Genomic DNA, 26,401 nt, shown 5'->3' with positions numbered 1-26,401 from the left:
CCGACCCCGCATGACATTCAACCCATCCAAGCGCAAGTTCCTGCGCAACACGCTCGGCACCGCCGCTGCCGCCGCCACGCTGGCATCGTTCCCGCCCAGCATCCGACGTGCGCTCGCCATCGAGGCCAACAACGTCACCGGCACGATCCAGGACGTGAAGCACGTGGTGCTGCTGATGCTCGAGAACCGGTCGTTCGACAGCTACTTCGGCACCTTCAAGGGCGTGCGCGGCTATGGCGACCGCTTCGCGATTCCGCTGGCGAACGGGCAGAACGCGTTTTTCCAGACCGACGCCACCAACGCCACGATCACGCCGTACCGGCTGGATGGATCGCTGGGCAACGCACAACGCGCCGGCAGCACGCCGCACACCTGGCCCGATGCGCAGAACGCCTGGGACCAAGGCCGCATGAACCGCTGGCCGGTCGCCAAGAACCGCCTGTCGATGTCGTACTACGACACGCCCGAGGTGCCGTTCCAGCGCGCACTGGCCGATGCCTTCACGCTGTGCGATGCCTATCACTGCTCGATGCACACGGGCACGATTCCGAACCGCCTGTTCTACTGGACCGGCACGAATGGCCCGAGCGGTGCCAACGTGGCGGCCATGGTCAACGAGTTCAACGGTGGCAATGACGTGGGGCCGTCGACCCAGGGCTGGACGTGGAAGACCTATGCCGACCGCCTGGTGGATGCCGGCGTGAGCTGGAAGGTCTACCAGAGCCTGGCCGACAACTACGGCTGCAACGAGATGATGAGCTTCCAGCATTGGCGCGTGGCGATGGAGTCGATGCCCGTGGCGCGCCGTCCGGTGGCGCTGCCGGCCGTCTCGCCGGCCTACGATCCGTCGATCGACGATGCGCTGAGCCCGCTGGCAAAGGGCTTTGGCAACACCATGCCCGACGGCCTGCTGCAGTCGTTCCGCGACGACGTGCAGAACGGCACGCTGCCGGAAATCTCGTGGATCATCCCGCCGTCGCTCTACAGCGAACACCCGGGGCCGTCGAGCCCGGCGCAGGGCGGCTGGTACGTGCAGCAGGTGCTGGACGCGCTGACGGCCAATCCCGATGTCTTCAGCAAGACCGTGCTGCTGATCAACTACGACGAGAACGACGGTTTCTTCGACCACCTGCCGCCGCCGTCGGCCCCGTCGCGCAACGCCGATGCGTCGCTGGCCGGTGGCAGCACGCTCAGCGACGCCGACATGGCCTTCGAGTATCACAACTACACGCCGGCAACGGCCAACCAGTCGGCCATCGACGGCAAGCCCTACGGCCCGGGCCCGCGCGTGCCGATGTGGATCGTGTCGCCGTGGAGCCGCGGCGGCTGGGTCAACTCGCAGGTGTTCGACCATACGTCGACGCTGCTCTTCCTGGAAAAGCGTTTCGGCGTGAAGGAGCCGCAGGTCGGCGCCTATCGTCGTGCAGTGTGTGGCGACCTGACGTCGGCGTTCAATTTCGTCAATCCGAACACCGACGCGCTGCCGACGCTGGCCGGCCGCAGCACCAAGGTGACGGTCGACAACCTGGCCCTGACGCAGAAGGCATCGGCCGCCATTCCGGTGCCGACCACCGCCGTGCTGCCGCCGCAGGCAACCGGCACGCGGCCGTCGCGTGCGCTGCCCTACGAACTGCACACCACGTCGCGCATCGATGCGGGCGCGAAGACCGTGACGCTGAGCTTTGTCAGTGGCGGTACGGCCGGTGCGGTCTTCCACGTCTACGACAAGCTGCACCTCGATGCCATTCCGCGTCGCTACGTGGTGGAAGCCGGCAAGAATCTGGATGGCGTGTGGAGCGTGGCGGCCGACAACGGCAAGTACGACCTGTGGGTGCTGGGCCCGAACGGCTATCACCGCGAGTTCGTTGGCGATGTGTCCGAGCAGTCGGCGGAAATCCAGGTCTGCTACGAGCTGTGCGATCCGGCAAAGCTGCAGGTCAAGCTGCACAACCGCGGCGACAAGGCGTGCACGTTCACGGCATCGGCCAGGGCATACCGCACCGACGGGCCCTGGACGCAGACCGTGGCGCCTGGCCAGGTGGGCGAACTGAGCTGGACGCTGGGCGACAGCGGCAACTGGTACGACTTCGAGATCGGCTGCGACCTGGCGCCGTCGCTGCGTCGCCGTATCGCGGGCCGTATCGAGACCGGCAAGGATTCGGTCAGCGATCCTGCCATGGGCCAGGCGTCGTGATCGCGGGCGTCCCCGTGCATCGGGCATGACACAGGTGCCGGCCGGCATGGCGTGTACACTTGCCGGCTGGCACCTGGCCCGATTTGCCGGGACCGGTGTCGCTCCTGAAAAACCGGACCCACGTCACACGTTACACGACACAGAATCCCATGAAGAAAATCTCCCTGCTCCTCGCAGCCGTTGCGCTGACCGCTTCGGGCCTGGCCGCCGCTGCCGAAACGCTGCCTTCGGGCGTGGTCGTCGATACCGTGACCAAGGGCACGGGCCCGTCGCCCAAGGCGTCGGACACGGTCAAGGTCCACTATCGCGGCACGCTGACCGATGGCACGGAATTCGACAGCTCGTACAAGCGCGGCCAGCCGATCTCGTTCCCGCTGAACCGCGTGATCCCGTGCTGGACCGAAGGCGTGCAGAAGATGCAGGTGGGCGGCAAGGTCAAGCTGACCTGCCCGGCATCGACGGCCTACGGCGCGCGCGGCGTACCGGGCACGATCCCGCCGAATGCGACGCTGAACTTTGAAGTGGAACTGCTGGGCATCGGCGGCTGATGGCTTTCTCCCCTCTCCCGCCTGCCGGGAGAGGGGCTGGGGAAACGGGCGAGAGCGTCCGGCGCGGTAAACGGCGGCTGATGCATCTCGTCCTCCCCATCCGTCCCTTCATAAGGACGGGGCACCCTCCATAACGAGAAGAGGATCCGCGTGGATTCCGTGTTTATCGTCGTTGCGCTCGGCGCCATCGTCGCCGGGTTTGTCCAGGGGCTCTCCGGATTTGCCTTCGGCATGGTCGCCATGTCGTTCTGGGCCTGGGGCGTGGAGCCGCGCATGGCCGCGGCGATGTCCGTCTTCGGCGCACTGACCGGCCAGCTGCTGGCGGCTTTCACGGTGCGGCGCAAGTTTCATCTTTCCACGGTGCTGCCGTTCCTGCTGGGCGGCATCGTCGGCATTCCCATCGGCGTGAGCCTGTTGCCACGGCTCGACGTCAACCTGTTCAAGCTTTGCCTGGGCATGATCCTGGTGATCTGGTGCCCGATCATGCTGTTCTCGGCCCGCATTCCACCGATCCGCCATGGCGGCCGCGTGGCCGATGGCATCGTCGGCGTTGTCGGCGGCATCATGGGCGGCATTGGCGGGTTCACGGGCATCGCGCCCACGCTCTGGTGCACGTTGCGCGCCTTCGACAAGGACAAGCAGCGCGTGGTGATCCAGAACTTCAACCTGGGCGCGCTGATCGTGACGATGGGCGTCTACGTGGGCACCGGCATCATCACGCGCGACATGCTGCCGATGTTCGCCATCGTGGCGCCGGCCATGCTGATTCCGACGCTGATCGGCACGCGCGTCTATATCGGCATCAGCGACCTGGCATTCCGGCGCATCGTGCTGACGCTGCTGACCTGCTCGGGTCTGGCGATGCTGGCGGCGTCGGTACCCAAGGTACTGGCCTGATCGCCCTGGGTTGAAGTGCTGTGTTGCCGACTTGGCGCGGGACGGCTGCAAAGCAGCCGGCAATGGTCGTTATCAGGGTTTATACTGACGCTCATTCCTGCCGACCGCTGCCGGTCATCCAGCATTTTCCCCCGCATCATGAACAAGCGTTTCTACCTTTTCTGCGCCGCCACGTGGGCTGCCGCCGCCATCCTGATCATTGGTGACGGTGCCATGTCGACCGACGTGCTGAGTGGTGTGGTGGCGCTGGCGGGCTTCGACCTGCTGCGTCCCTGACCTCCGCGGGCCGGCTGCATTTGGTGCCAGGGCGGCGCTTTGCCGATTCGCACGGTGACGTGCGCGCCATACGCTGCCTGTGATGGCGCTTTCGATGTCTGACGTCTACCCTTGACTGTGGCCCGTGCGGAATCTGCCGCACGATCATCTATTCAACAGTCTGCGCAGGGGAAATTCCGATGAAAGCATTCACGATGGCATTGGCGGTGGCGGTTTGCATTCCCGGTCTGGCAATGGCGGCTGGTCCTGCCAATCCTGCCGATCGCTACGACTACAACATGCGCACCACGAACAAGGACGGCTACGTGCCCGATCCGGCTCGCGCCACGAACAAGGACGGCTACGTGCCGGACACGGCCCGCTCGGGCGACAAGTTCGATCCGTACACCCAGGGCGCGAACCAGAACACGGCTTCGGCGCTGACCGACAGCAAGACCACAAAGAAGTCGTCTGGCAAGTCGACGTCGCACAAGAAGGCGCCGACGGCGCAGCAGTAATCGCCTCCATCCGGCCCTCAGGTCGCAACACGCGACACTATTCAGTTCTGTCAATTTGTGAAATCACAGAACTCTTGAATTTGCAGCGCTTCGATTCCGCGCTTTGCGAAAAGAAAAAGCCCCGCTGAACTTGCGTTCAGTGGGGCTTTCGCCTGGTAGGGCTAGCGCGATAACGCGCTATCGGCTTTCGTGGAACTCAACGCTGCGCCGACTGATCTCCCTTCGCATACACGCGCTCGCCGGCTACCCAGGTCTCCAGCACCTGGATCTTCCAGATGTCGGCGGCGGGCACCTTGAACAGGTCGCGGTCCACCACGATGAAATCGGCCCACTTGCCGGCTTCGAGCGAGCCGAGCGTCTTTTCCTGGTGCTCGGCGTAGGCGGCGTCCAGCGTGAAGGCGCGGAATGCCTGCGGCAGCGTCATGGCTTCCTCCGGATGCCAGCCCTTGATCGGGCGGCCTTCGTGGTCGGTACGCGTCACGGCGGCGTGCAGCCCGTAGAACGGGTTGGCCGATTCCACCGGGAAGTCCGAGCCACCGGCGATGACCGTGCCCTGCTTCAGGAAGGTCTGCCAGGCATAGGCGCCCTTGATACGGTCATGGCCGATACGGTCTTCGGCCATGTTCATGTCGCTGGTGGCGTGCGTGGGCTGCATCGACGCGATCAGGTCCAGCTTCTTGAAGCGCGGGATGTCCGGCATCGACACCACCTGTGCATGCTCGATGCGGTTGCGCAGTTCACGGCCGCCCACTTCCTTGTAGGCCACTTCCATGGCGTCCAGCACCTGGCGGTTGGTCTTGTCGCCGATGGCGTGCACGTTGACCTGGTAGCCGGCCTTGATGGCGGTCTTCACGGCGGCCTGCATCGCGGCGTCGCTCATGAACAGCAGGCCGCTGTGCGCGTGGTCGTCGGTGTACGGCTCCATCAGCGCGGCGCCGCGGCTGCCCAGGGCGCCGTCACCGTACAGCTTGACGGCGCGCAGGTAGTAGCGGTCGTTGCCGTAGCCGATCACGGGGCCCTTGGCGGACAGCGCCTTGAAGTCGTCGCCGGTGTCGCGAATCATTGCGTAGATGCGCGTGGTCAGCTTGCCCTGGTCGGCGAACTCGCGATAGATGCGGTCGTCGGTCACCGTGACGCCGGCATCGCCGACGGCGGTCAGGCCCAGCGCGTTCATATGGGCGATGGCGGCGGCCAGCGAGGCACGGCGGTCGTCGTCGGTGTACGGCGGGATGATGTCGTTGACCAGCGCCATGGCCTTGTCGACCAGCACGCCGGTCGGGTTGCCGTTGGCGTCGCGTTCGATACGGCCGCCGGCCGGGTCCTTGGTGTCGCGCGTGATGCCAGCCGCCTGCAGCGCCTTGGTGTTCAGCCACGCGGCATGACCATCCACGCGCACCAGGCGCGCCGGGCGATCCGAAACGGCGGCGTCGAGTTCGGCGGCGGTCGGGAATCGGCCCAGCTTCCAGTTCACCTGGTTCCAGCCATAGCCGAGCAGCCACTTGCGCTGCGGGTTCTTCTGGCCGTAGGCGCGGATGATGCCCTGGGCCTCCTGCAGGTCCTTCGTGCCCGACAGCGAGATCTCGGTCGTCTTGAAGCCCAGGCGGAACACGTGGCCGTGGGCGTCGATCAGGCCCGGCAGCAGCGTCTTGCCCTGGCCGTCGATGCGCTTTGCATCGGGATACTTGGCGCGCAGCGCGGCGGCGTCGCCGGTGGCCAGCACCTTGCCCTGGTCGAACACCAGGCCGCTGAACTGCGTGACCTTGTCGTTCTGCAGCGTGTAGCCCTGGACGGATTCCACCAGCGTGGGTGCGGCGTGTGCGTGCAGGGCCGCCATGGCGGCCAGTGCCAGCAGGCTCGTGCGAATGGACTTCTTCAAGATGACTCCTTGGTCGTTGTGCCTGTTTTTAGTGTTGTAGAAGGCGCCCGGGAATGGCGCCCTTATTCGCCGGATGCCGCTGCCATTCCGCGCCCGGGGGCGTCGGCTTCGGCCGCTGGCAGCGCGGGGAATTGCATGTCCGCATAGCGCACGAAATGCGACTTGCGCGCGATGCGATAGCCGATCCAGATCAGCAGGAAGATCGGAATGCCGACGTAGGTGGCGGTCACGGCCACCCAGTCGATCTTGCCTTCGGTGAACGCCTGGTAGTTCTGGCCCAGCGTCACGATCATGCACAGCGCGAACGCGAAGATCGGGCCGTACGGGAAGAATGGCGAGCGATAGGGCAGCCGGTTCAGGTCCAGCCCCTGCGCGACGAAACCCTTGCGGAATCGGTAGTGGCTGACCGCGATGCCCAGCCAGGCGATGAAGCCGGTCATGCCCGACAGGTTCAGCAGCCACAGGTACACCGACTTGCTCTCGAACATCGATGTCAGGAAGCACAGCGCCCCGACTGCCGTGGTGGCCAGCAGCGCCATCAGCGGCACGCCATTGCGCGTCAGCTGCGCGAACACGCGCGGTGCGCGGCCTTCGGTGGCAAGGTTGTAGAGCATGCGCGTGGACGCATACATGCCCGAATTGCCGGCCGACAGCACGGCGGTCAGGATCACCGCGTTCATCACGCCGGCGGCGAACGCCAGCCCGGCATGGCGGAATACCAGCGTGAACGGGCTGACGCCCACGGTTTCCACATCGGTCTTGAGCAGGCTCGGATCGGTGTACGGAATCAGCACACCGATGATGAAGATCGCCAGCACGTAGAACAGCAGGATGCGCCAGAACACCTGGCGCACGGCGCGCGGGATATTCTTGGCAGGATCTGCCGATTCACCTGCCGCCACGCCGATCAGCTCGGTACCCTGGAACGAGAACCCGGCAATCATCGCCACGCCGATCAGTGCCGGGAGTCCGCCCACGAACGGGGCATCGCCGGTGGTCAGGTTGGCCAGGCCGTTCACATGCTCGAAATCGCCGCGCATGACGCCGAAGATCATCAGCGTGCCGATCACGATGAACGCGATCACGGTGACCACCTTGATCAGCGCGCACCAGTACTCGGCCTCGCCGAAGCCACGCACCGAGATCGCGTTGAGCGCGAACATCAGCCCCAGGAACAACGCGCTCCACAGCACGCCCGGCGTATCGGGGAACCAGTACTGCATGACGAGCTGCGCGGCTGCCAGCTCTACGGCAATGGTCACGGCCCAGTTGTACCAGTAGTTCCAGCCCAGCGCGAAGCCGAAGCCTTCGTCCACGTACTTCGCGCCGTAGGTGGCGAACGAGCCCGAGACCGGCATGTAGGCGGCAAGCTCGCCCAGGCTGGTCATCAGGAAGTAGACCATCGCACCGATCAGGATGTAGGCCGCCAGGGCCCCGCCGGGACCGGCCTGCGCGATGGTGGCGCCCGATGCCACGAACAGGCCGGTACCGATCGATCCGCCAATGGCGATCATGGTGAGATGGCGTGCGCGCAGGGTGCGGCGCAGCCCGGGCGCGTGTGCGCCTTCTTTTGTATTCGATTGATTGGACATATAAGACATGCGTCCGGGCCCTTGTGAGGCCTCGGGCGGAGTTCGCCGGCCAGCAGTCTCCTCTCCACGGGCCGGCATGGTGGGCGGCATCATAAGAGAAAACAGGGGCCGGGAAAAGGCGGGAAATGCCGGAGCAGGCGGCTTCAGCGCAAGCTTTTGTCGATGCGGGCGACGAGGCCGTTCATCCAGTTGCGCAGCGCGGTGTCAGACATGACCAGCGCCGTGCTGCGCCACAGCACGCGATACACACTGTTGCGATTGACCTTGCTCACACGGTCGGGATCGAGCCACGCATCGTTTTCCACCAGCAGTGCCAGTGTCTCCAGGCCGATCAGGATCGGCCACAGGCACGCCAGCCGCAGCCGGATGGCCGTGCGCGGCAGCGCGAACGTATAGGCCATGGCCTCGCGGAAGTGGTCGAGCGCGATGCGCACCAGTTCATGCAGCATGGGCCGGGCACGGCGCGAATTCGTCGGATCGAGCAGCATCGGCACGGTCAGGCCATGGCGGTCGAGCACTTCGGCGGGCAGGTAGCAGCGGCCGATGCGCAGGTCCTTGCCGACGTCACGCAGCACGTTCACCATCTGCAGCGCCTTGCCGAATCGCACCCCGCGACGCAGCATCGTGTCGAGCGGGTCCTTGAGCGTGCCGGGCAGATGGGCGTCGGTCATCGTGGTCCAGAACTCGCCGACACAGCCCGCCACCAGGTAGGTATAGCGGTCCAGGTCGGCCAGCCCGGGCAGGGCGGCAACCTGGCCCGAGCGTTCGTCGGGGAAGGTCTGCAGGTCGAACTCCATGCCTTCGGTCAGCGTGGTGACGATGCCCTGCACGGCGACGCGGTCGGATAGGGAAAGTTGCGCCAGCACGTCCAGTGCGGGGGCGATCGATTCGAGCAGCACCTTCTCGTCGGACACCGTCTGCTGCCCGGCCACTTCGACGGCCAGCCGGCGCGCGAGCGCGCCACCATCGTCAGCGCCATTGATGCGCTGGCGCAGTGCCAGCAGCAGGTCGAGACGCTGCGCGGGCGGGATCAGCGATGTATCGGCGATGGTGTCCGCGGCCCGTGCCAGCAGATAGGCCAGCCCGACAGGGTCGCGCATGCCCGCGGGCAGGACGCGCAGCGTCAGGTAGAACGAACGGGAAACACCCTTGAGCAACGGGCCGAGCAGGAAGGCCCGGTTGGGGTTTGGCATGGCGCGGTCATGACATCGATGAACCGCGCATTGTAGCCGTTGATGGCGCTTGCCAATGTCGCCAGGAAGCTCCCCTGTTTCACCAGTGGGAGAGGGACGGGGGAGAAAGCCGGAATACCAACGCGGCGGTTTCAATCGTACTGAAGCTTCGGATGCCAGTTTCCGCCGCGTCCTTCGGGCGTGGTGTCCAGCAGCGTCCAGAGCGGATCGGGGTCGGGCGCGCCGCGTGGGTCCTGACCGGGGTCGGCCATGGCGCCGCTCATCTCGCCGCTGTAGAAATGGCGGATCTTGCCGTCACGCTTCGTGAAGACGGTATAACCGGGCATGTCGGCGTCGTCTGCGCTGACATAGTCGCGCGTGAAGGCACCATCGGTATCGGCGTAGACCTTCAGCTGCGTCCAGCCGCGCGCGGTCTTGGCGGTCCTGAGGCGGTCGATGGGCGAGCGCGCCACCATGGCCAGCGCCACGCGCTGCTCGATGTCGGGGACCTTGCCTTCCCACGACCCCATCAGCGACGTACACATCGGGCAGGGCTTTTCGCGCTGCGGGCCGAACATGTAGCTGTAGACCACCAGCGTGTCCTTGTCGCCGAACAGGTCGGCCAGCGTGACCGGGCCCTTCTCACCGGTGAAGTGATAGGTTTGCTTCACTTCGCCGCCCGGGGGCAGTTGGCGTCGCATCTCGGCCACACGCTCGATGTGGCGGCGCAGTTCGATTTCCTCGACCAGCAGCGCATTGCGGGCCTTGCGGTACGCGGCGTCTTCATTCGGAAAATGCGCGCGATTGCGTTCGGCCAATGCCTTGGCCGGGGTCAATGTGGACGATTGCGTCATCGTCTTGCCTCCTGAAATTGGAATCCGTGGCGTGCGCGCCACGCTGGGGAAGACCCGCACCTGCCCGGAAAGCCCGGGCTGGCGCGGCCGTTTGACCAGCATAGGAAAAGAACTGTCCACATACGCACCCCGGTCAATGCGCAGTCATTCCCATGTCATGTCGGGTTATGCATAATCTGTGGCATCTGGGCTTCAAGATTTGATCTGATGCGCGTGACGATTCGAACCACGACGATTCCTGGATCCCACAGCCAGGGCCCACTGCATCGGGCGGCGGTCTACCTCAATACCGAGGAAGATGCTTCGCCGCTGATGGTCAGTGCATGGAGTCAGCGTGAACCCGATGCTTTTCTTGCCGCTCAACGCTGGGCGCGCAATCATCACTACATGGTTTCGAATCCCCGCAACGGCACATACTACGGCGGTCGCACCGCGCGCTGAACCGCAGCGTCGGCGCACCGTAATGAAGCATTGGCTGTTGTGTGGTCTGGCACTTGTTGTGGCGGGGCCCGCCTGTGCCGACGCCGGCCTGCTCGAACGCATCGTCGGTGGCTTTTCGCGCGACTCGCTCTGGAAGAATGTGCAGGAACGCTGCCTGGTGCCGGCCACGCCGACGCATGCAGACTGCGCGATCGTCGATCGCGCGCAGGGCTTCGTGCTCTACAAGGACATGATCGGCGCGTCGCACTACCTGGTCATTCCCGACCAGGCCGTGGCCGGTGTCGATGACCCGCGTGTCTGGCACGACGGCCAGCACAATGCCTGGGCGTTCGGATGGCAGGCGCGCGAGATCGTCGGCAAGGCCGTGGGCCGCCCGCTGCCCGACACGCTGCTGGGCCTGGCGATCAACGCCCGGGCTTCGCGCAGCCAGGACCAGCTCCACATCCATCTCGATTGCATCAGCGAACGCGCACGCGATTTCCTGGCTGGCAGCAATATCGGCACGCAATGGCGTGACCTGAAGTTCGATGGCAAGCCGGTGCGCGCGATGCTGGTGCCGGCGGAGCAGCCCGCGCTGTCCGTCAATCCGTTCGCGCTGGTGCGGCAGGACGTGGGCGGCGACATGGGTGACCGTGGCGTGTTCGTGGCCTATGTGAAGCCGGCCGGCGGTGCTGCCGGGTTTGTCGTGATCGACGCGCCGGCGGACAAGGCCAATGGCGGCAACGGCCATGCCAGCGATTTCCTCGACCGGGGCTGCAAGCTGGGACGCGCGCTGCCGGCCGGGCAGTAGCCGCGCAGATTTCACCAGGCGGAACCTTCCGTGCCGCTGCGCGGTGATCGACCGCTTTTATGCGTTTTCCGTGCCGACAGGCGGGTGCTACGGGCCTGGCCGCGTAGAATGATCGCGAAAAACGGGCCCCGAGCCACATCCACGACGCGTATCAATGAATACCCCGGCAACAGAACCGGCAGCAGACCGGCGTCCCCAGACTACCTCCGAGATTGACGACAGCACCGCCGCACGCGGCATTGCGTTGCTCACGTTCGCGTTCATCCTGAGCCAGTTCTATCGCAGTTGCCTGGCGGTGATCGCCCCCGAGCTGCAGCACGATTTCGGGCTGTCGCCGGCAGGCTTCGGTGCATTGTCGTCGTGCTTCTTCCTGTCGTTCGCGGTGGCGCAGATTCCGGTTGGCATTGCCTTCGACCGCTATGGCGTGGGGCGCCCCACCGCGTGGCTGCTTGGCGTGGGCGCGGCATCCGCCGTGGGTTTCGTGCTGGCGCCCAGCGGCGCGCTCGCCATGCTGGCGCAGGCCGGGCTGGGGCTGGCCTGCGCGCCCGTGTTCATGGGGCTGCTGCACTATGCGTCGGAACAGCTTTCCGAACGGCAGTACATGCGCGTGGTCAGCCGCTCGAACGCGATGGGCATGATCGGCGCGCTCTGCGCCACGGCCCCGTTGGGCTGGTTTTCGCAGCATTTCGGCTGGCGCCCCGCGCTGGCCATTTCGGCGCTGTGCATGGTGGGTGCCTGCTATGGCGTATCGCGCCATGTGCGCGATAGCGGCCATGCGCAGGCGCGCCAGGCGCCGATGGGCGCGATGCTGGCCGAAAGCGTCAGGCTGCTCGGCATGTGGCCGCTCTGGACGCTGATTCCGCTGTGTGTCGCCATGGCGGCCGGCACGGGTTTCCGCAATGCCTGGAGCGGGCCGTACCTGGCCGATGTGTTCGGCCTGCAGGCCGGCACGCGCGGCGTGGCGCTGACGCTGCTGAGCCTGGCGGGCTTTGCCACCGCGTTCCTGTTGCCGGTGCTGGTGCGGCGCAGCACGCTCAAGCACACCATCGGCGGCTGGGCTTGCCTGTCGATGGTGGGCGGCATCGTGCTGACGATCTGGCCCGATACGGGCGTGGTGCCTGGCGTTGGCCTGATGGCGCTGCTGTCGACCATCGGCATGCTTCATCCGCTGGTAATGGCGCAGGGCCGCGCATTGATCCCGCCCGCCAAGCGCGGGCGCGGGCTGGGGCTGCTCAATACCTTTGTGTTCCTGGGTTCTGCCTTGACGTCGTGGGGCTTTGGGCTGATAGCCAATGTGGGCCATCTGCGCGACTGGCCCGTTGCCAACACCTACTCGGCCATTTTCTTCTCGGCCGTGGCCGTGGTGGCGCTGTCGCTGCTGCCCTACTGGTTCAGCCCGACATCGGCGCCCGCGCACCACAAATAGACGCCAACATTACAGTTGGCTTTCAACGCGAATCTGCGCCCGCAATTCGCGTTTTCCCTTATTTTTCACTCAAGTTTCTACTACGACTGACCGTTAGGACTCCCAATGTCTGTCCGTGCGTACATTTAGATGTACGGCTGACGCAGGAGGAGCGGCCGGGGGGCAACACGCGACTCGGTCTGCCACTAACCAATGGATCAGGTAGAAGCAATGAAAAATCTTGGTATTGGTGTACGCCTTGGCATCGGCTTTGGCGTGGTGTTGGTGTTGTCTACGCTCATGACCGTGCTCGGCGTGGTGCGTCTGCAGGAAGTTGCGGGCCGTACGCACGCGATGATGCAGGAGCCGTTGGCGAAGGAACGCCTGGTCAGCGACTGGTATCGACTGATGTACGCGAGCGTGCGCCGTACCACGGCCGTGGCACGCAGCGGCGATCCGTCGCTGGGCGCATTCTTTGCGGCCGAGACCGCCTATTCGGTCAAGGCGATTGCCGAACTGCGCGACAAGATCGAACCGCGCCTGTCCACGGACGAGGAAAAGGCCGCGTTCAAGAAGATCCAGGTGGTGCGCAACCCGTACAACGATTCGCGCGACAAGATCACCAAGCTCAAGGCCGAGGGCCTGACCGAGGACGCGAACAAGGTGCTGGAGACCGAATTCGTGCCGGCTGGGGACGCCTACCTGTCCGAGATCCAGAAGCTGCTCGATATCCAGCGTGCGTCGATCGATGCCACGGCGGTGCAGATCAACAATATCTATGAAAGCGCCCGCAACGGCCTGATCACGCTGGGCGTGATCGCACTGGCAATCGGCGTGGCCTTTGCCTGGTGGCTGACGATTGGCATTACGCGTCCGCTGCATCGCGCCGTGGGCTTTGCACGCACCGTGGCGTCGGGCGACCTGACCAGCCGCATCGAGGTGGACAGCACCGACGAGACCGGTCAGCTGCTGGAAGCGCTGCGCGAGATGAACGACAACATCCTCGGCATCGTCAAGGAAGTGCGCAACGGCACCGAGGCCATCGCCACGGGCACCAGCCAGATTGCCGCCGGCAACACCGACCTGTCGCAGCGTACCGAGGAACAGGCGTCGTCGCTGCAGGAAACGGCGTCGAGCATGGAAGAGCTGACCAGCATCGTGCGCCAGAACGCCGACAGCGCCAAGCAGGCCAGCGCGCTGGCCGTGAATGCGTCCGAGGTGGCCACGCAGGGCGGCGATGTGGTGGGCCAGGTAGTGCATACGATGGACGAGATCAATTCGTCGTCGCGCAAGGTCGTGGACATCATCTCGGTGATCGAAGGCATTGCGTTCCAGACCAACATCCTGGCGCTGAACGCGGCGGTGGAAGCCGCGCGTGCCGGCGAGCAAGGCCGTGGCTTTGCCGTGGTGGCTGGCGAGGTGCGCAGCCTGGCGCAGCGCAGCGCCACGGCCGCCAAGGAAATCAAGTCGCTGATCGGGGATTCGGCGGATCGCGTCGAGCGCGGTTCGGAACTGGTGGCGCAGGCTGGCCAGACCATGGAAGAGATCGTCAGCGCCGTGAAGCGCGTGACCGACATCATGGGCGAGATCAGCGCGGCATCGGCCGAGCAGAGCTCGGGCATCGAGCAGGTGAACCAGGCTGTCACGCAGATGGACACCGTGACGCAGCAGAACGCTGCGCTGGTGGAACAGGCCGCGGCAGCCGCGGGCTCGCTCGAAGAGCAGGCCCAGCGGCTCAAGGAGGCCGTGGCGACCTTCCGCCTGGCCGCCTGATTCCGGGGCCTTCCGGCCCTTGCTTCAGTCCTTGCCCCGGCCCGTTACTTCGTCCTGGGCGGCACGATCGTGCCGCCCGACTGCGCGGCCTCGCGGGCGTGTTCCATCTGCGGCATCATGTTGCTGTTCAGATGGAACATGACCCACAGCGACCCTGACAGCGTGATCACCACCAGTGTCAGCGTGAACATCAGCGACAGCATGTTCCAGCCGCCCTCCGACTTCGCGTTCATGTGCAGGAAGTAGATCATGTGGACGACGATCTGCACCGCGCCGATCATCAGGATCACGACGGCCGTGGTCGACGACTTGTCGAACACCTTGCCCATCACCAGCCAGAACGGCACCGCCGTCAGGAACACCGACAGCACGAAGCCCGTCAGGTAGCCGCCCAGCGTGGCGTGGGGTCCGATTTCTTCTTCGTGATGGCCATGGTCGTGATCGTGGCCATGGCCGTTCATCGCATGGTCTTGCGCGCTCATGGCAGCGTTCCCATCAGGTAGACAAAGGTAAAGACGCCGATCCAGACGACGTCCAGAAAGTGCCAGAACATCGACAGGCACATCAGCCGGCGCTTGTTGGCGGTAACCAGCCCGTGGCGGCCCACCTGCAGCATCAGCACGATCAGCCAGACCATGCCGAACGTCACGTGCAGCCCGTGCGTGCCGACCAGCGAGAAGAACGACGTCAGGAACGCGCTGCGCGTGGGACCCGCGCCCTCGTGGATCAGGTGCGCGAACTCGTACAGTTCCACGAACAGGAACGCCGCGCCGAACACACCCGTGATGGCAAGCCAGATCTGCGTGCCGGCCACCCGGTTCTGCTGCATCTGCAGCATGGCAAAGCCGTACGTGATCGACGACAGCAGCAGGAAGGACGTGTTCAGCGCCACCAGCGGCAACTCGAACAGTTCGGCGCCGGTAGGCCCGCCCGCGTATTCGCGGCCCAGTACGCCATAGGCGGCGAACAGGCAGGCGAAGATCAGGCAGTCGCTCATCAGGTAGAGCCAGAACCCGAGCAGCGTGCCGTTCTGCGGGTGGTGTTCCTCGGTCAGGTAGAACTGGTAGCCGCCCGGCGGCATGTCGTCGGCGGCCGCGGTGCTGTGTGCTTGGAGAGGAATGGTCGTATCAGCCATGGCCTGTCATCAGTTGGGTGCGTGCCGCTTCGGTCCGGACCACTTCGTCGGTCGGGATGTAGTAGTCGCGCTTGTAGTTGAAGGTATGGATGATTGCCGAGATGATCGTGGCCGCGAACGATGCTGCCGCGAGCCACCAGATGTGCCAGATCAGCGCGAAGCCCATCAGCGTGCACAGGCCCGCCAGCACGATGCCCGCCGCCGTGTTCTTCGGCATGTGGATCGGGATGAAGCCCTCCATCGGCCGCTTGTAGCCGTACTGCTTCATCTGCCACCAGGCATCGGTGTCATGCACCATTGGCGTGAAGGCGAAGTTGTACTGCGGCGGCGGCGACGATGTGGACCACTCCAGCGTGCGGCCGTCCCAGGGGTCGCCGGTGGTGTCGCGCAGTTCCTCGCGGCGTTTGAAGCTGACCACGAGCTGGATGATGAAGCAGGCAATGCCGCACGCAATCAGGAACGCGCCGAATGCGGCGATCAGGAACCAGATCTGCAGTGACGGATCGTCGAAATGGTTCACCCGCCGGGTCACGCCGAGCAGGCCCAGCCAGTACAGCGGCATGAACGCGAAGTAGAAGCCGGTGAGCCAGAACCAGAACGAAGCCTTGCCCCACGACGCCACCAGCCGGTAGCCGAACGCCTTCGGAAACCAGTAGTAGATGCCCGCCATCAGTCCGAACAGCACCCCGCCGATGATCACGTTGTGGAAGTGGGCGATCAGGAACAGGCTGTTGTGCAGCACGAAGTCGGCCGGCGGCACCGCCAGCAGCACGCCCGTCATGCCGCCGATCACGAATGTCACCATGAAGCCCACCGTCCACAGCATGGGCGCCTCGAACTTGATCTTGCCGTGGTACATCGTGAACAGCCAGTTGAAGATCTTTGCCCCGGTAGGTATCGAGATGATCATCGTGGTGATCCCGAAGAACGAGTTCACGCTGGCGCCGGAGCCCATGGTGAAGAAGTGGTGCAGCCACACCAGGTACGACAGCACGGTAATCACCACGGTGGCATACACCATCGACGCGTAGCCGAACAGGCGCTTGCGGCAAAAGGTGGCGGTGACCTCCGAATAGATGCCGAACACCGGCAGCACCAGGATGTAGACCTCGGGGTGGCCCCAGATCCAGATCAGGTTCACGTAGAGCATGGCGCTGCCGCCCTGGTCCGCCGTGAAGAAGTTGGTGCCGACGTAGCGATCCATCGACAGCAGGGCCAGGGCAGCGGTCAGCACCGGGAACGCGGCGATGATCAGCACGTTGGTGCACAGCGACGTCCAGGTGAAGATCGGCATGCGCATCAGCGTCATGCCTGGCGCGCGCATCTTGACGATGGTGACGAGCAGGTTGATCCCGGATAACAATGTCCCCACCCCGGCCACCTGCAACGCCCATATGTAGTAGTCGACACCTACGTCCGGACTGTGCAGGATGCCCGACAGCGGCGGATACGCGAGCCAGCCCGTGCGTGCGAATTCGCCCACGAACAGCGACATCATCACCAGGATGGCGCCGCCGGTCGTCATCCAGAAGCTGAAGTTGTTCAGGAACGGAAAGGCCACGTCGCGTGCGCCGATCTGCAGCGGCACCACGAAGTTCATCAGCCCCGTGACCAGCGGCATGGCCACGAAGAAGATCATGATCACGCCGTGTGCCGTGAAGATCTGGTCATAGTGGTGCGGGGGCAGGTAGCCGAGGTTGTCGCCGAACGCGACGGCCTGCTGCAATCGCATCATCACCGCATCGGCAAAGCCGCGCAGCAGCATCACGATGCCCAGCACGATATACATGATGCCGATCTTCTTGTGGTCGATGCTGGTGAACCACTCGTGCCACAGATAGCCCCAGACGCGGAAGTAGGTCAGCAATGCCACCAGGGCGATGCCGCCCAGGATGACGACGGCGAAGGTGCCGATGAGGATGGGCTCGTGCAGTGGGATGGACTCCCACGACAGCCGGCCAAAGATCATGTTGGCGAGTTCTGAGCGCTCGGGCATGTTGTCACCTGGGCCTGTATTGACCAATGCTGGCCAATGATGATTGGCGAAATCGGATTCGTGAAGGGGGTGGACCCGTGTTGCGCGTCAGCGCAACACCTGCCTGGCGTCGTTGGGCGCGGCATCCGGCGCGAACACCGGCGCCACGTCCGGTGTGTTGCTCGCGGTGCAGATTTCCGCGGACGGGTCGAACCTGGCACGGTTGCGATTCTGGTTCTGTGCCATGGTGTCCGCCATGCATGTCCCGCCCTCCACGCAGCGGTTCAGGATCAGCTTGTAGAGGTTGGGCTCGACGCTGGCATAGCGCTGCACCGGGTCGCTCTCGCTGGGCTTGGCCAGCTTCAGGTATGCGTCTTTCGACAGCGGCGTGCCCGAGGATTTCGCCTGCTGCACCCAGCGGTCGAAGTCCTCGTTCGACATGCCGTGGAACTTGAAGCGCATGTGCGAGAAGCCCGCGCCGCTGTAGTTGGCCGACATGCCCTCGTAGACGCCGGGCTTGTTGATCACCGCGTGCAACTGGGTCTGCATGCCCGGCATCGCGTAGACCATGCCGGCCAGCGATGGCACGAAGAACGTGTTCATGACCGACGTGGCGGTGATCCGGAACGCGATGGGCCGGTCAACCGGCGCAGCCAGTTCGTTGACCGTGGCAATGCCTTGTTCGGGATACAGGAACAGCCACTTCCAGTCCATCGCCACCACTTCCACGGTCAGCGGTTTCACCTCGGCCGGTACCGGGCGGCGTTCGTCGATGCGGGTCAGCGGACGGTAGGGGTCAAGCTGGTGGGTGCTGACCCAGGTCACCGCACCCAGCGCGATGATGATCAGCAGCGGCGCGGCCCAGATCGCCAGTTCCAGCACCGTGGAATGGTCCCACTCCGGGTTGTAGGGCGCGTCCTTGGCGCTTTCGCGATAGCGCCACGCAAACAGCAGTGTCAGGCATATCACCGGCACGATGATCAGCAGCATCAGGCAGGTGGCGATGATGATCAGGTCACGCTGCCGCACGGCCATGTCGCCGGAGGGCGACAGCAGCACCGCGTTGCTACATCCCGCAAGGCCCAGAAGCATGGCGATTGCGGCACTTCGCAAAAGAATCTTTCCCGTCACATGAAACGTCGGCACTGCAGCTTCGAAGCGTGGCATGGTGTTGGAAGTGGCGTTTGATTAACGTCGACGGCTGACTGACGCCGCAATCTTTCGATTTCCAATGGCAGTTTAGGCGCTATTCTTGTTACTGCGGGACTTTAAGTGCAGTACGACATTCCTTCCGCACTCGATGGAGACTCCACGATGGCCAGTCTGTCCCACCAGCATCGCGCGTCGCCGACTGCACCTCCGGCGCCCGGCCACCATGAGGTGGCACCAGCCGAAATTGCCACTGGCGTGGTGATCGGCAGGGCTTCCGAGTACTTCGATTTCTTCACGTACGGCATCGCCTCGGTCCTGGTCTTTCCCACGGTCTACTTCCCGTTTGCCAGCGAACTGGCCGGGCTGCTCTACAGCTTCACGATCTTCTCGTTCGCGTTTATCGGACGCCCGTTTGGAACGGCGCTGTTCATGCGCGTGCAGCGTCGCTGGGGGCGTGGCATCAAGCTGACGGCATCGCTGTTCCTGCTGGGCACGGCCACGGTGGGCATCGCGTTCCTGCCTGCGTACGCCTCGATTGGCAGTACGGCGATCTATCTGTTGGCGCTGTTCCGCTTCCTGCAGGGCATTGCGTTCGGCGGATCGTGGGACGGGCTGCCGTCGCTGCTGGCGCTTAACGCCCCCGAGCAGAAACGCGGCTGGTACGCGATGGTGGGGCAGCTTGGCGCGCCGACCGGCTTTCTGGTGGCGGGTGCGCTGTTCCTGTTCCTGTATGTCAGCCTGACCCCGGCGGAATTCATCGACTGGGGCTGGCGCTATCCGTTCTACGTGGCCTTTGCCATCAACGTGGTGGCGCTGTTCGCGCGGCTGCGGCTGGTGGTTACTCACGAGTACACGCGGCTGCTGGAGGAGGATGAACTGGAGCCGATCAGCACGCTGCAGATGGTGAATGCGCAGGGCTTCAACATCTTCCTTGGCGCTTTTGCATCGCTGGCAAGCTATGCGCTGTTCCACCTGGTCACGGTGTTTCCGCTGTCCTGGGTCAGCCTGCACAAGACGCAGGAGATCAGTGACGTGCTGGCGATCCAGATCGTCGGCGCGGCCATTGCGTTCATTGGCACGCTGATCTCGGGCTGGCTGGCCGACCGTATCGGCCGGCGCACCACGCTGGCGACGATGGCGGTGCTGATCGGCCTGTTCAGCCTGGCTGCGCCGTGGCTGCTGGACGGCGGCGCGTCGGGCCAGGACACGTTCATCCTGGTGGGATTCGGCCTGCTGGGCCTGTCGTACGGGCAGGCGGCCGGCGTGGTCACGTCCAATTTCGACACCAAGTTCCGCTACACCGGTGCAGCGCTGACCACGGACTTCGGCTGGCTGTTCGGCGCGGCATTCGCGCCGCTGGTAGCGCTGGGGCTGTCGTCGCTGTTCGGCCTGGTGGCCGTTACGCTGTACCTGCTGTCGGGGGTCGTGGGCACACTGATTGCGCTGCGGATCAATCGCGCGCTGGGGACGCCCGACGACGTTTGAATTCGCTCAGCGCGAAGTCGACAAAGGCGCGTGCCGCGGCTGTGCGGTACGCGCCTTTTCTTTGCAGCAGCGCCGCATGGCGTGGCGGCAGCGGGCGCTCCAGCTTCAGGACGCGCAGGTCGGTCTGGCCGGCGGCGATGGCCGCGGGCAACACCGTGGCGTGGCGGCCGCTGCGTACGGCATCCAGCACCGCGCTCACCGAGTTGGCTTCGAACGTGATGCGCGGCTCGATGCCCAGGCCGCCGAAATAGCGCGCGATGTAGCCGCGCGTGGCAAATTCCCGCGTCAGCATTGCCATCGACTCACCGGCCAGTGCCGCCGCGCCCAATGCGGTGCGGCGCCGCGCCAGCGTGTGCGATGCGCCCACCATGTAGGCCAGCGGTTCCTCGATCAGCGGCGTGGCTTCCAGGTCCGGCAGGTGGATGTCGTCGAAGGCGATGCCGATGTCGATGTCGTCGTCGGCCAGCAGCGGCTCCACGCGCTCCTGCGGCATTTCGCGCAGGCTGAGCGTGATGTTCGGATACTTCGCGTTGAACGCCACGATCAGCGGTGCCACCAGGTAGGGCGTGAACGTCGGCGTCATGGCGAGCCGCAGGTTGCCGCGCGTGAGTTCGCCTACGTCATGGATGGCCCGCTGTCCGGCCTCCAGGTCCTGCAGCGCGCGACGCGCATGCACGTAGTAGGCGTGGCCCGCGTCGGTCAGCCGCACCGAGCGGCCGCTGCGGTCGAACAGCGGTGCGCCAAGCGTGTCTTCGAGCTGCCGGATCTGTTGCGACAGCGTGGGTTGCGAGACGTGCAGCGTCTCGGCGGCGCGCGTGAAGTTGCCGGCGTCGGCAACGGCCAGGAAGTAGCGAACGTGGCGCAGCAGCATGGAGTGGGTCAGCTATTGGTGTTGCCAATGGTTGGCATAATAATCCCGTCTTTGACCAATGGCGCGAGGTTCGACATGCTATCGGTTCAAATGGGGGGATTACCGTGAAAGACCTGATTCAAGGCATTCTCAAATTCCAGCGCGAGGAATTTCCGAAGCTTTCCGCGCTGTTCCAGGAACTGGCTACGCAGCAGAGTCCGAGCACGCTGTTCATTGCCTGTTCCGACAGCCGTGTGGAGCCCGCGCTGTTGACCCAGAGCGAGCCGGGCAAGCTGTTCGTGATCCGCAACGCCGGCAATATCGTGCCGGCCTATGCCGTGCAGCCAGGTGGCGTATCGGCCAGTGTCGAGTATGCGGTGGCCGGTCTCAAGGTGCGCGATATCGTGATCTGCGGCCATTCGAATTGCGGGGCGATGACGGCGGTAGCCATGTGCCAGTGCCTGGACCACATGCCATCGGTGGCGGAATGGCTCGAACATGCCAGCGGCGCCCGCAAGATCAGCCTGGCACGGCCCCATGCGTCGGATCGCGAGCGCGTGGACGACATGGTGCGCCAGAACGTGATCGAGCAGCTGGCCCATCTGCGCACCCATCCGTGCGTGGCCCAGGCGCTGGCGGAGCGGCGCATCGCGCTGCACGGCTGGTACTACGACATCGGCACCGGTGCAATCGACGCGCTGGACGGCAAGTCTGGCCGCTTCGTGCCGCTGGCCGAGCATCCCGAAGTCAACGCCACGGAGATGGCCGCATGAAGGTCCGGCGTATCGTTGCCAACATCGCGGCTGCCGATCCGGCCGCCGCGTGCCGCTTCTACCAGGACATCTTCGGGCTGGATCTGCTGATGGATCATGGCTGGATTGCCACCTATGGGTCCGGTGCCACGCAGACCGTGCAGGTCAGTTTCCTGTCCGAAGGCGGGTCGGGTGCGCCGGTGCCGGACCTGTCGATCGAGGTGGACGACCTCGACACGGCGCTGGCGCGCGTGCAGGCCGCCGGCCTGCCGATTGCCTATGGCCCGGCGGACGAGCCATGGGGCGTGCGGCGCTTCTTCGTGCGCGACCCGTTTGGCAGGCTCGTCAACGTGCTGGTCCACGCGTGACAGGTCTTGTGCGTCGCATAAAAGTGAAACAAACAGTACATGGTGCACCATTGCGCGGATTTGCCGTTAATGTGGTCATCAACGAAGACAGAAACGGTCGACAAGCTTATGCAGCTGCCCCCGATTCCCGCCAATGAAGCGATCCGCCTGGCGACGCTGCGGTCGCTCAACGTTCTCGACACCCCACCCGAGGAGCGTTTCGATCGCCTGACGCGCCTTGCCAAACGCCTGTTTGGCGTGCCCATCGCCGTGGTCAGCCTAGTCGATGCCAATCGCCAGTGGTTCAAGTCCTGCGAAGGGCTCGATGATTCGGAAGCGTCGCGCGACACATCGTTCTGCGGCCACGCCATTTGTGGCGACGACATCCTGCTGATCCCCGATGCCACGCAGGATCTGCGCTTCCACGACAACCCGCTGGTCACCGGCGAGCCCCATATCCGCTTCTATGCCGGCCGGCCGTTGTCGGCGCCCAATGGCGCCAAGATCGGCACGCTTTGCCTGATCGACCGCAAGCCGCGCGGTTTCGACGACGAAGACCGTGCGTTGCTGCACGATCTGGCGCTGATGGCCGAGCAGGAACTGGCGGCCGTGCACATGGCTACCATGGACGAGCTGACGCTGCTGTCGAACCGGCGCGGCTTCACGGTGCTGGGCCAGCACGCGATCGAGCTGTGCCGGCGCCTGGCGCGGCCCGCCACGCTGGTGTTCTTCGATATGGATGGCTTCAAGCCGATCAACGACCGCTTTGGTCACGCCGAGGGCGACCGCGCGCTGTGCGCGTTTGGCGCGGAGCTGCGTGCCGCGTTTCGGGAATCGGATGTCGTGGGGCGTATCGGCGGCGACGAATTCGCCGTGCTGCTGGCCAATGCCGATGCGAACGGCTGCCAGGATGCCCTGGCACGGCTTCAACAGCAGCTCGATGCCTGGAACGCGCGCAACCCCCTGGGGTACGCACTGCGGTTCAGCGCTGGGGCGATTGCCTTCGACCATCTGCGCCACGGCAATATCCACGACCTGCTGACCGAGGCGGACGCGGCCATGTACGCCAACAAGGCCGCGCGCAAGGCGCAGCGCCACTGACAGCGGGCAGGGTGGGCGTGCAGGATTAGCGCGGGCGCGGCGGGGTGCGGTCGGGCGCCGCGCGCATGACGCCGGCGGCGATCTCGCTGGTCAGCGCATCGATGGCTTCGAGTTCGGCCTCGCCGATGACCACCGGCATGCGTGCGGCGCCCCAGTCGCCATAGATCATGGCGATGCAGCGGTTGCGGATCTTCACGGGAGCCAGCAGCACCGTGCGGGCGTCGGGCAGCGCATCGCGATACCAGCGCGGCATGCGGTGCGCCATCTCCGCGTCGAATGTATCCTCGATCAGCAGCGGCTTTGCCGACAGTCCGGCAAAGTGGAACACGTCGGGCACGAAGCCTTCCTCGAACGACAGTGCGGGCAGCGCCTCGCGCATGCCGTCGCCAAAGCCCAGGCGCGCATGAAAGCGCCGCGTGGCGGGGTTCAGCATCATCAGGAAGCAGCGCGAAAAATCGAGCGCGCGCATGCTGGTTTCGAGCACCATCGGCGCCAGCTGCGAAACGGTCAGGCCGGCGCCTTCGCGCCGCACTTCGGACAGGCCCGCCTGCAACCGCTCCAGCACGTTTACCGGCTGCGGGCCGTGCGGGGCTCCGCCGTCCGCCGGCGCGGCGGCTTCCGATTCGGTGATCGACGTGTTGAGGACTTCGGCCTGGCGCACGGCCACGCTGACATCGCCGGGATTCAGGCCCAGCATCTTGGCATGCGTGTTGAGCAGCGTCTCCACGGACGCCTCGTTGCCCTCGCGCACCATCGTGACGGCGGCTTCCGCCGACACATGGGCGATGGCCGACAGCCAGTCCGAATGCGTTTCAAGCACGGTGTCGGCGGACAGCGTGCGCGGCTTCATTGCGTGCGCGATCAGGCCCGGCAGCCGCCATTTGCGCGCCGCGGCTTCGGCGATGTCTTCCAGCGACACCCCCAGAACCTCCAGCGCGGCTTCGTTCTCGGTCATCGGATGCGCGGCGCACATGGCCTCCACGCGCTCCCATTCGTCGGGAAAGTAGAACACCAGCAGCAGGCGGCTCATGTGGTGCATCAGCGTGCAGACCACCGCTTCCTCGCCCTCGTTGATGCCACGCGCCTGGGTCAGCGCCCGCGTGATCTCGCCGGCCACCAGCGCGCGCTGCAAGGCCTTCAGCGCCTGCGGGCGCTTGGGCGCCACGCCGTGGAAGTAGTCGAGCAGCTGGATGCCGAGCGTCAGGTGGCTGATGGCTTCCACGCCCAGCACCAGGATGGCGCGGGAGACCGTGGTGACCTCGCCACCGAAAGACCGGTACATCGCCGAGTTCGCCAGCCGGATCACCTTCTGCGACAGGCTGAAGTCGGACAGCACGCTCGTTGCCATCTCGCCAACGGTCAGGTCGGCATTGAGCGTCTTGAAGATATTGTCGACGCAGTACTGCAGCGTGGGGAAATCCCCCTGCTGCGCCATCCGGGCCCACAGGGTCTCGAAGAACTCCGTCTTGGACATCAGGAGGCCACCCGCTGCGTGAACACTTCGCCGTGGCCCATCAGGAGCTTGCCGTCCAGCACCGCATTTTCGAAGTCGGACGGGCTCAGGGCGCGCGCGTAGCGCCATCCCTGTACCAGGTCGCAGCCCTGTGCGGCCAGCAACGCACCCTGTGCATCGGTCTCGACGCCCTCGGCAATCGCCACCAGGCCAAGCTCGCGGGCCAGCGACAGCACTGCCGACACGATGGTGCGCGCGTGCGGGGAGTCGATCATGTCGGCCACGAAGCTGCGGTCCACCTTGAGCGCGGACAGCGGGAAGCGCCGCAGGTAGGACAGGCTCGAATATCCGGTGCCGAAATCGTCCACGGCAAAGCGGATGCCCAGCGCGCGCAGCGACAGCAGCAGCCGCTCGGCGGCCTGCGGGTCGGTCATCAACGCGCTTTCGGTGATTTCCAGCACCAGGCGGTCGGCACTGATCCCGGCGTCCTGGATCGCGCCGCGCACGCTGTCGTAGAAGTTCGGATGCAGGAACTGCACGGCCGATACGTTGACCGACATATGGCCCACGCGGATGCCCTGCGCATCCCAGGCGGCCAGCTGCGCGCAGGCGCAGCGCAGTGCCCACGCGCCCAGATGCTTGATCAGGCCGTTCTTCTCGGCCACGGGGATGAACACGTCGGGACGGATGTCCTCGCCGGCATGCTCCCAGCGCATCAGCGCCTCCACCGCGCAGATCTCGCCGGAGCCCGGCCACACGATCGGCTGGTAATGCAGCAGGAATTCGCCGTTCTGCACCGCCTCGAACATGCTCTGTTCGATCCGGAACTGCTCGTCGAGCCGGCGATCCAGCTCGGGCGAGTAGACGCAGTAGCGGTTCTTGCCCAGCGCCTTGGCCTCGTACATCGCCAGGTCGGCGCGACGCAGCCATTGCGATTCGCTCTGCGGAGCCTCGGTCGAAAACGTCAGGCCGATGCTGGTGGTGATGCGCACATGGCAGCCGCCCAGCAGGAACGGCTGGCGGCATACGTGGATTACGCGCTCCAGGATACGCACGGCGTCGGCCTCGGACTCCAGTCCGTCCATCATCAGCACGAACTCGTCGCCACCAAGGCGGGCCACGCTATGGTGCGTGCGCACGGTGTCCTGCAGCCGCCCGCCCACTTCCTTGAGCAGCGCGTCGCCAAATTCATGGCCCAGCGAGTCGTTGATGTTCTTGAAGCCGTCCAGGTCCATCAGTGCCAGCGCGAACGACTGGCCGGACGTGTATTCCTCGATCCGCTTGCGGATGAAGGCGCGGTTGCCCACGCCCGTCAACGGATCGAGGAAGGCCCGCTCGGTCAGTTGCCGCTCGGATTCCACCCAGTCGGTGACGTCGTGGCCGAACAGCAGCAGGCTGGCCGCGCCGCCGGCGGCACGATGATGGCTCACGCGCAGGTCGATCCAGCACGGGCCGCCGCCGCCTACCACCCGCACACGCTCGCGCCGGGCGGCGTGATCCTGCGAACAGCCCTGCAGCATGCGCGCCACGCGTTCGCGCGATTCCAGCGCGATCAGGTCAAGTACGGAGGTGTGCAGCAGGTAGTCCAGCGGATAGACCAGCAGGTCGGCCGTGGTTTCGGTTGCTTCGAGGATGCGGCCCTGGATGTCGACCCGCATGGCCAGCGCACCGGAAGCTTCCAGCAACGCCCAGGCCTCGTCCCCGGCAGGGGTGGCACCAGCCAGCCGGCGATCGGCAGGCTCGGGTGCCAGGGCGACATCGTATGCAAGCGCGGTCATGTATCTGTTATGCCCGAAGTCCCGTGGACGCAGGACAGATATCGGATGGATTCTTGTA

The 26,401-nt window shown here is 65.1% G+C and carries 24 protein-coding genes; 13 read left to right on the top strand and 11 right to left on the bottom strand.

Translation table 11 applies throughout. The features are described 5' to 3' along the window. Positions 1 to 10 precede the first annotated feature (10 nt). The 5 genes from ACOABP_RS22995 to ACOABP_RS22975 all read left to right on the top strand — a co-directional run bounded on the left by ACOABP_RS22995 (position 11) and on the right by ACOABP_RS22975 (position 4,412). A complete protein-coding gene (locus ACOABP_RS22995; RefSeq protein WP_474227957.1) occupies positions 11 to 2,194 on the top strand; it encodes a phosphocholine-specific phospholipase C in 2,184 nt (727 codons plus the stop codon). Positions 2,195 to 2,343: 149 nt separating this feature from the next. Beyond that, positions 2,344 to 2,742 carry an FKBP-type peptidyl-prolyl cis-trans isomerase gene (locus ACOABP_RS22990; RefSeq protein WP_066740848.1) on the top strand — a complete coding sequence of 133 codons (399 nt, stop codon included), beginning with the start codon at positions 2,344 to 2,346 and terminating at the stop codon, positions 2,740 to 2,742. Between the two features lie 150 nt (positions 2,743 to 2,892). Further along, positions 2,893 to 3,639 (top strand): sulfite exporter TauE/SafE family protein, encoded by a 747-nt coding sequence (locus ACOABP_RS22985; RefSeq protein ID WP_066740850.1) that lies wholly within the window; start codon positions 2,893 to 2,895, stop codon positions 3,637 to 3,639. 138 nt (positions 3,640 to 3,777) lie between these two features. Next, complete coding sequence (locus ACOABP_RS22980) at positions 3,778 to 3,915, top strand: hypothetical protein (protein WP_092597025.1); 138 nt, start codon at positions 3,778 to 3,780, stop codon at positions 3,913 to 3,915. Positions 3,916 to 4,094: 179 nt separating this feature from the next. Next, positions 4,095 to 4,412, top strand: coding sequence for a hypothetical protein (locus ACOABP_RS22975; RefSeq protein WP_474227956.1), 318 nt, complete (start codon positions 4,095 to 4,097; stop codon positions 4,410 to 4,412). 196 nt (positions 4,413 to 4,608) lie between these two features. Here the strand turns inward: ACOABP_RS22975 and ACOABP_RS22970 are convergent, their stop codons facing one another. The 4 genes from ACOABP_RS22970 to ACOABP_RS22955 form a co-directional block, all read right to left on the bottom strand. Continuing rightward, positions 4,609 to 6,288: an amidohydrolase gene (locus tag ACOABP_RS22970; protein WP_474227955.1), complete on the bottom strand. Its 1,680-nt coding sequence runs from the start codon at positions 6,286 to 6,288 to the stop codon at positions 4,609 to 4,611. Between the two features lie 62 nt (positions 6,289 to 6,350). Next, positions 6,351 to 7,880 carry an amino acid permease gene (locus tag ACOABP_RS22965; protein WP_474227954.1) on the bottom strand — a complete coding sequence of 510 codons (1,530 nt, stop codon included), beginning with the start codon at positions 7,878 to 7,880 and terminating at the stop codon, positions 6,351 to 6,353. Between the two features lie 143 nt (positions 7,881 to 8,023). Then, positions 8,024 to 9,073, bottom strand: a complete 1,050-nt coding sequence (locus ACOABP_RS22960; RefSeq protein ID WP_474227953.1) for a phytoene/squalene synthase family protein — start codon at positions 9,071 to 9,073, stop codon at positions 8,024 to 8,026. A gap of 131 nt (positions 9,074 to 9,204) precedes the next feature. Further along, a complete protein-coding gene (locus ACOABP_RS22955; protein WP_474227952.1) occupies positions 9,205 to 9,906 on the bottom strand; it encodes a DUF899 family protein in 702 nt (233 codons plus the stop codon). A gap of 207 nt (positions 9,907 to 10,113) precedes the next feature. On the opposite strand from ACOABP_RS22955, the gene ACOABP_RS22950 reads away from it, so the two are divergent. The 4 genes from ACOABP_RS22950 to ACOABP_RS22935 all read left to right on the top strand — a co-directional run bounded on the left by ACOABP_RS22950 (position 10,114) and on the right by ACOABP_RS22935 (position 14,315). After that, the gene (locus ACOABP_RS22950) at positions 10,114 to 10,347 is read left to right on the top strand and encodes a CDP-diacylglycerol pyrophosphatase (protein ID WP_082926616.1); all 234 of its coding nucleotides are present in this window, start codon (positions 10,114 to 10,116) and stop codon (positions 10,345 to 10,347) included. Between the two features lie 22 nt (positions 10,348 to 10,369). After that, a complete protein-coding gene (locus ACOABP_RS22945; RefSeq protein ID WP_474227951.1) occupies positions 10,370 to 11,137 on the top strand; it encodes a CDP-diacylglycerol diphosphatase in 768 nt (255 codons plus the stop codon). Positions 11,138 to 11,291: 154 nt separating this feature from the next. Then, positions 11,292 to 12,563, top strand: a complete 1,272-nt coding sequence (locus ACOABP_RS22940; RefSeq protein ID WP_474227950.1) for an MFS transporter — start codon at positions 11,292 to 11,294, stop codon at positions 12,561 to 12,563. Positions 12,564 to 12,773: 210 nt separating this feature from the next. Next, entirely contained in the window at positions 12,774 to 14,315 is a 1,542-nt protein-coding gene (locus ACOABP_RS22935; RefSeq protein ID WP_474227949.1) for a methyl-accepting chemotaxis protein, read from the top strand. A 44-nt stretch (positions 14,316 to 14,359) separates the two neighbouring features. Here the strand turns inward: ACOABP_RS22935 and cyoD are convergent, their stop codons facing one another. The 4 genes from cyoD to cyoA all read right to left on the bottom strand — a co-directional run bounded on the left by cyoD (position 14,360) and on the right by cyoA (position 18,592). Further along, the gene (gene cyoD / locus ACOABP_RS22930; RefSeq protein WP_474227948.1) at positions 14,360 to 14,797 is read right to left on the bottom strand and encodes a cytochrome o ubiquinol oxidase subunit IV; all 438 of its coding nucleotides are present in this window, start codon (positions 14,795 to 14,797) and stop codon (positions 14,360 to 14,362) included. Continuing rightward, positions 14,794 to 15,450: a cytochrome o ubiquinol oxidase subunit III gene (gene cyoC / locus ACOABP_RS22925; protein ID WP_474227947.1), complete on the bottom strand. Its 657-nt coding sequence runs from the start codon at positions 15,448 to 15,450 to the stop codon at positions 14,794 to 14,796. Before cyoC ends, cyoD begins: the two co-directional genes overlap by 4 nt. Beyond that, a complete protein-coding gene (cyoB, locus tag ACOABP_RS22920) occupies positions 15,443 to 17,446 on the bottom strand; it encodes a cytochrome o ubiquinol oxidase subunit I (RefSeq protein ID WP_474227946.1) in 2,004 nt (667 codons plus the stop codon). The genes cyoC and cyoB overlap by 8 nt, the downstream gene beginning before the upstream one ends. Before the next feature lie 87 nt (positions 17,447 to 17,533). Next, entirely contained in the window at positions 17,534 to 18,592 is a 1,059-nt protein-coding gene (cyoA, locus tag ACOABP_RS22915; RefSeq protein WP_474227945.1) for a ubiquinol oxidase subunit II, read from the bottom strand. Positions 18,593 to 18,739: 147 nt separating this feature from the next. Between cyoA and ACOABP_RS22910 the strand changes: the two genes are divergently transcribed. Beyond that, positions 18,740 to 20,062, top strand: a complete 1,323-nt coding sequence (locus ACOABP_RS22910; RefSeq protein WP_474227944.1) for an MFS transporter — start codon at positions 18,740 to 18,742, stop codon at positions 20,060 to 20,062. Here the strand turns inward: ACOABP_RS22910 and cynR are convergent. After that, positions 20,028 to 20,933, bottom strand: a complete 906-nt coding sequence (gene cynR, locus ACOABP_RS22905; protein ID WP_474227943.1) for a transcriptional regulator CynR — start codon at positions 20,931 to 20,933, stop codon at positions 20,028 to 20,030. The genes ACOABP_RS22910 and cynR overlap by 35 nt on opposite strands. 104 nt (positions 20,934 to 21,037) lie before the next feature. On the opposite strand from cynR, the gene ACOABP_RS22900 reads away from it, so the two are divergent. The 3 genes from ACOABP_RS22900 to ACOABP_RS22890 all read left to right on the top strand — a co-directional run bounded on the left by ACOABP_RS22900 (position 21,038) and on the right by ACOABP_RS22890 (position 23,112). Continuing rightward, positions 21,038 to 21,685 carry a carbonic anhydrase gene (locus tag ACOABP_RS22900; RefSeq protein WP_474227942.1) on the top strand — a complete coding sequence of 216 codons (648 nt, stop codon included), beginning with the start codon at positions 21,038 to 21,040 and terminating at the stop codon, positions 21,683 to 21,685. Continuing rightward, positions 21,682 to 22,032: a VOC family protein gene (locus tag ACOABP_RS22895; RefSeq protein WP_474227941.1), complete on the top strand. Its 351-nt coding sequence runs from the start codon at positions 21,682 to 21,684 to the stop codon at positions 22,030 to 22,032. Before ACOABP_RS22900 ends, ACOABP_RS22895 begins: the two co-directional genes overlap by 4 nt. Positions 22,033 to 22,140: 108 nt before the next feature. Then, entirely contained in the window at positions 22,141 to 23,112 is a 972-nt protein-coding gene (locus ACOABP_RS22890) for a sensor domain-containing diguanylate cyclase (RefSeq protein WP_474227940.1), read from the top strand. 25 nt (positions 23,113 to 23,137) lie between these two features. On the opposite strand, the gene ACOABP_RS22885 is transcribed toward ACOABP_RS22890, so the two are convergent. Both ACOABP_RS22885 and ACOABP_RS22880 read right to left on the bottom strand, forming a co-directional pair. Further along, positions 23,138 to 24,586: an HDOD domain-containing protein gene (locus tag ACOABP_RS22885; protein WP_474227939.1), complete on the bottom strand. Its 1,449-nt coding sequence runs from the start codon at positions 24,584 to 24,586 to the stop codon at positions 23,138 to 23,140. Beyond that, on the bottom strand, positions 24,586 to 26,343 hold the full coding sequence (locus ACOABP_RS22880; RefSeq protein WP_474227938.1) for a putative bifunctional diguanylate cyclase/phosphodiesterase: 1,758 nt from the start codon (positions 26,341 to 26,343) through the stop codon (positions 24,586 to 24,588). The genes ACOABP_RS22885 and ACOABP_RS22880 overlap by 1 nt, the downstream gene beginning before the upstream one ends. Positions 26,344 to 26,401 lie beyond the last annotated feature (58 nt).

The sequence above is a fragment of the Cupriavidus sp. HE11 genome (assembly GCF_056097175.1).
This window is presented reverse-complemented; position numbering and strand designations above follow the sequence as displayed.

What these genes read in the sequence shown, in the direction of transcription:
- cynR (WP_474227943.1), bottom strand. Translation starts at nt 20,933, where the DNA reads ATGCTGCTGCGCCACGTTCGCTACTTCCTGGCCGTTGCCGACGCCGGC.
- ACOABP_RS22950 (WP_082926616.1), top strand. Translation starts at nt 10,114, where the DNA reads ATGCGCGTGACGATTCGAACCACGACGATTCCTGGATCCCACAGCCAG.
- ACOABP_RS22890 (WP_474227940.1), top strand. Translation starts at nt 22,141, where the DNA reads ATGCAGCTGCCCCCGATTCCCGCCAATGAAGCGATCCGCCTGGCGACG.
- ACOABP_RS22980 (WP_092597025.1), top strand. Translation starts at nt 3,778, where the DNA reads ATGAACAAGCGTTTCTACCTTTTCTGCGCCGCCACGTGGGCTGCCGCC.
- ACOABP_RS22910 (WP_474227944.1), top strand. Translation starts at nt 18,740, where the DNA reads ATGGCCAGTCTGTCCCACCAGCATCGCGCGTCGCCGACTGCACCTCCG.
- ACOABP_RS22880 (WP_474227938.1), bottom strand. Translation starts at nt 26,343, where the DNA reads ATGACCGCGCTTGCATACGATGTCGCCCTGGCACCCGAGCCTGCCGAT.
- ACOABP_RS22965 (WP_474227954.1), bottom strand. Translation starts at nt 7,880, where the DNA reads ATGTCCAATCAATCGAATACAAAAGAAGGCGCACACGCGCCCGGGCTG.
- ACOABP_RS22945 (WP_474227951.1), top strand. Translation starts at nt 10,370, where the DNA reads ATGAAGCATTGGCTGTTGTGTGGTCTGGCACTTGTTGTGGCGGGGCCC.
- ACOABP_RS22935 (WP_474227949.1), top strand. Translation starts at nt 12,774, where the DNA reads ATGAAAAATCTTGGTATTGGTGTACGCCTTGGCATCGGCTTTGGCGTG.
- ACOABP_RS22885 (WP_474227939.1), bottom strand. Translation starts at nt 24,586, where the DNA reads ATGTCCAAGACGGAGTTCTTCGAGACCCTGTGGGCCCGGATGGCGCAG.
- ACOABP_RS22990 (WP_066740848.1), top strand. Translation starts at nt 2,344, where the DNA reads ATGAAGAAAATCTCCCTGCTCCTCGCAGCCGTTGCGCTGACCGCTTCG.
- cyoA (WP_474227945.1), bottom strand. Translation starts at nt 18,592, where the DNA reads ATGCCACGCTTCGAAGCTGCAGTGCCGACGTTTCATGTGACGGGAAAG.
- cyoB (WP_474227946.1), bottom strand. Translation starts at nt 17,446, where the DNA reads ATGCCCGAGCGCTCAGAACTCGCCAACATGATCTTTGGCCGGCTGTCG.
- cyoD (WP_474227948.1), bottom strand. Translation starts at nt 14,797, where the DNA reads ATGAGCGCGCAAGACCATGCGATGAACGGCCATGGCCACGATCACGAC.
- ACOABP_RS22895 (WP_474227941.1), top strand. Translation starts at nt 21,682, where the DNA reads ATGAAGGTCCGGCGTATCGTTGCCAACATCGCGGCTGCCGATCCGGCC.
- ACOABP_RS22975 (WP_474227956.1), top strand. Translation starts at nt 4,095, where the DNA reads ATGAAAGCATTCACGATGGCATTGGCGGTGGCGGTTTGCATTCCCGGT.
- ACOABP_RS22960 (WP_474227953.1), bottom strand. Translation starts at nt 9,073, where the DNA reads ATGCCAAACCCCAACCGGGCCTTCCTGCTCGGCCCGTTGCTCAAGGGT.
- ACOABP_RS22995 (WP_474227957.1), top strand. Translation starts at nt 11, where the DNA reads ATGACATTCAACCCATCCAAGCGCAAGTTCCTGCGCAACACGCTCGGC.
- cyoC (WP_474227947.1), bottom strand. Translation starts at nt 15,450, where the DNA reads ATGGCTGATACGACCATTCCTCTCCAAGCACACAGCACCGCGGCCGCC.
- ACOABP_RS22940 (WP_474227950.1), top strand. Translation starts at nt 11,292, where the DNA reads ATGAATACCCCGGCAACAGAACCGGCAGCAGACCGGCGTCCCCAGACT.
- ACOABP_RS22955 (WP_474227952.1), bottom strand. Translation starts at nt 9,906, where the DNA reads ATGACGCAATCGTCCACATTGACCCCGGCCAAGGCATTGGCCGAACGC.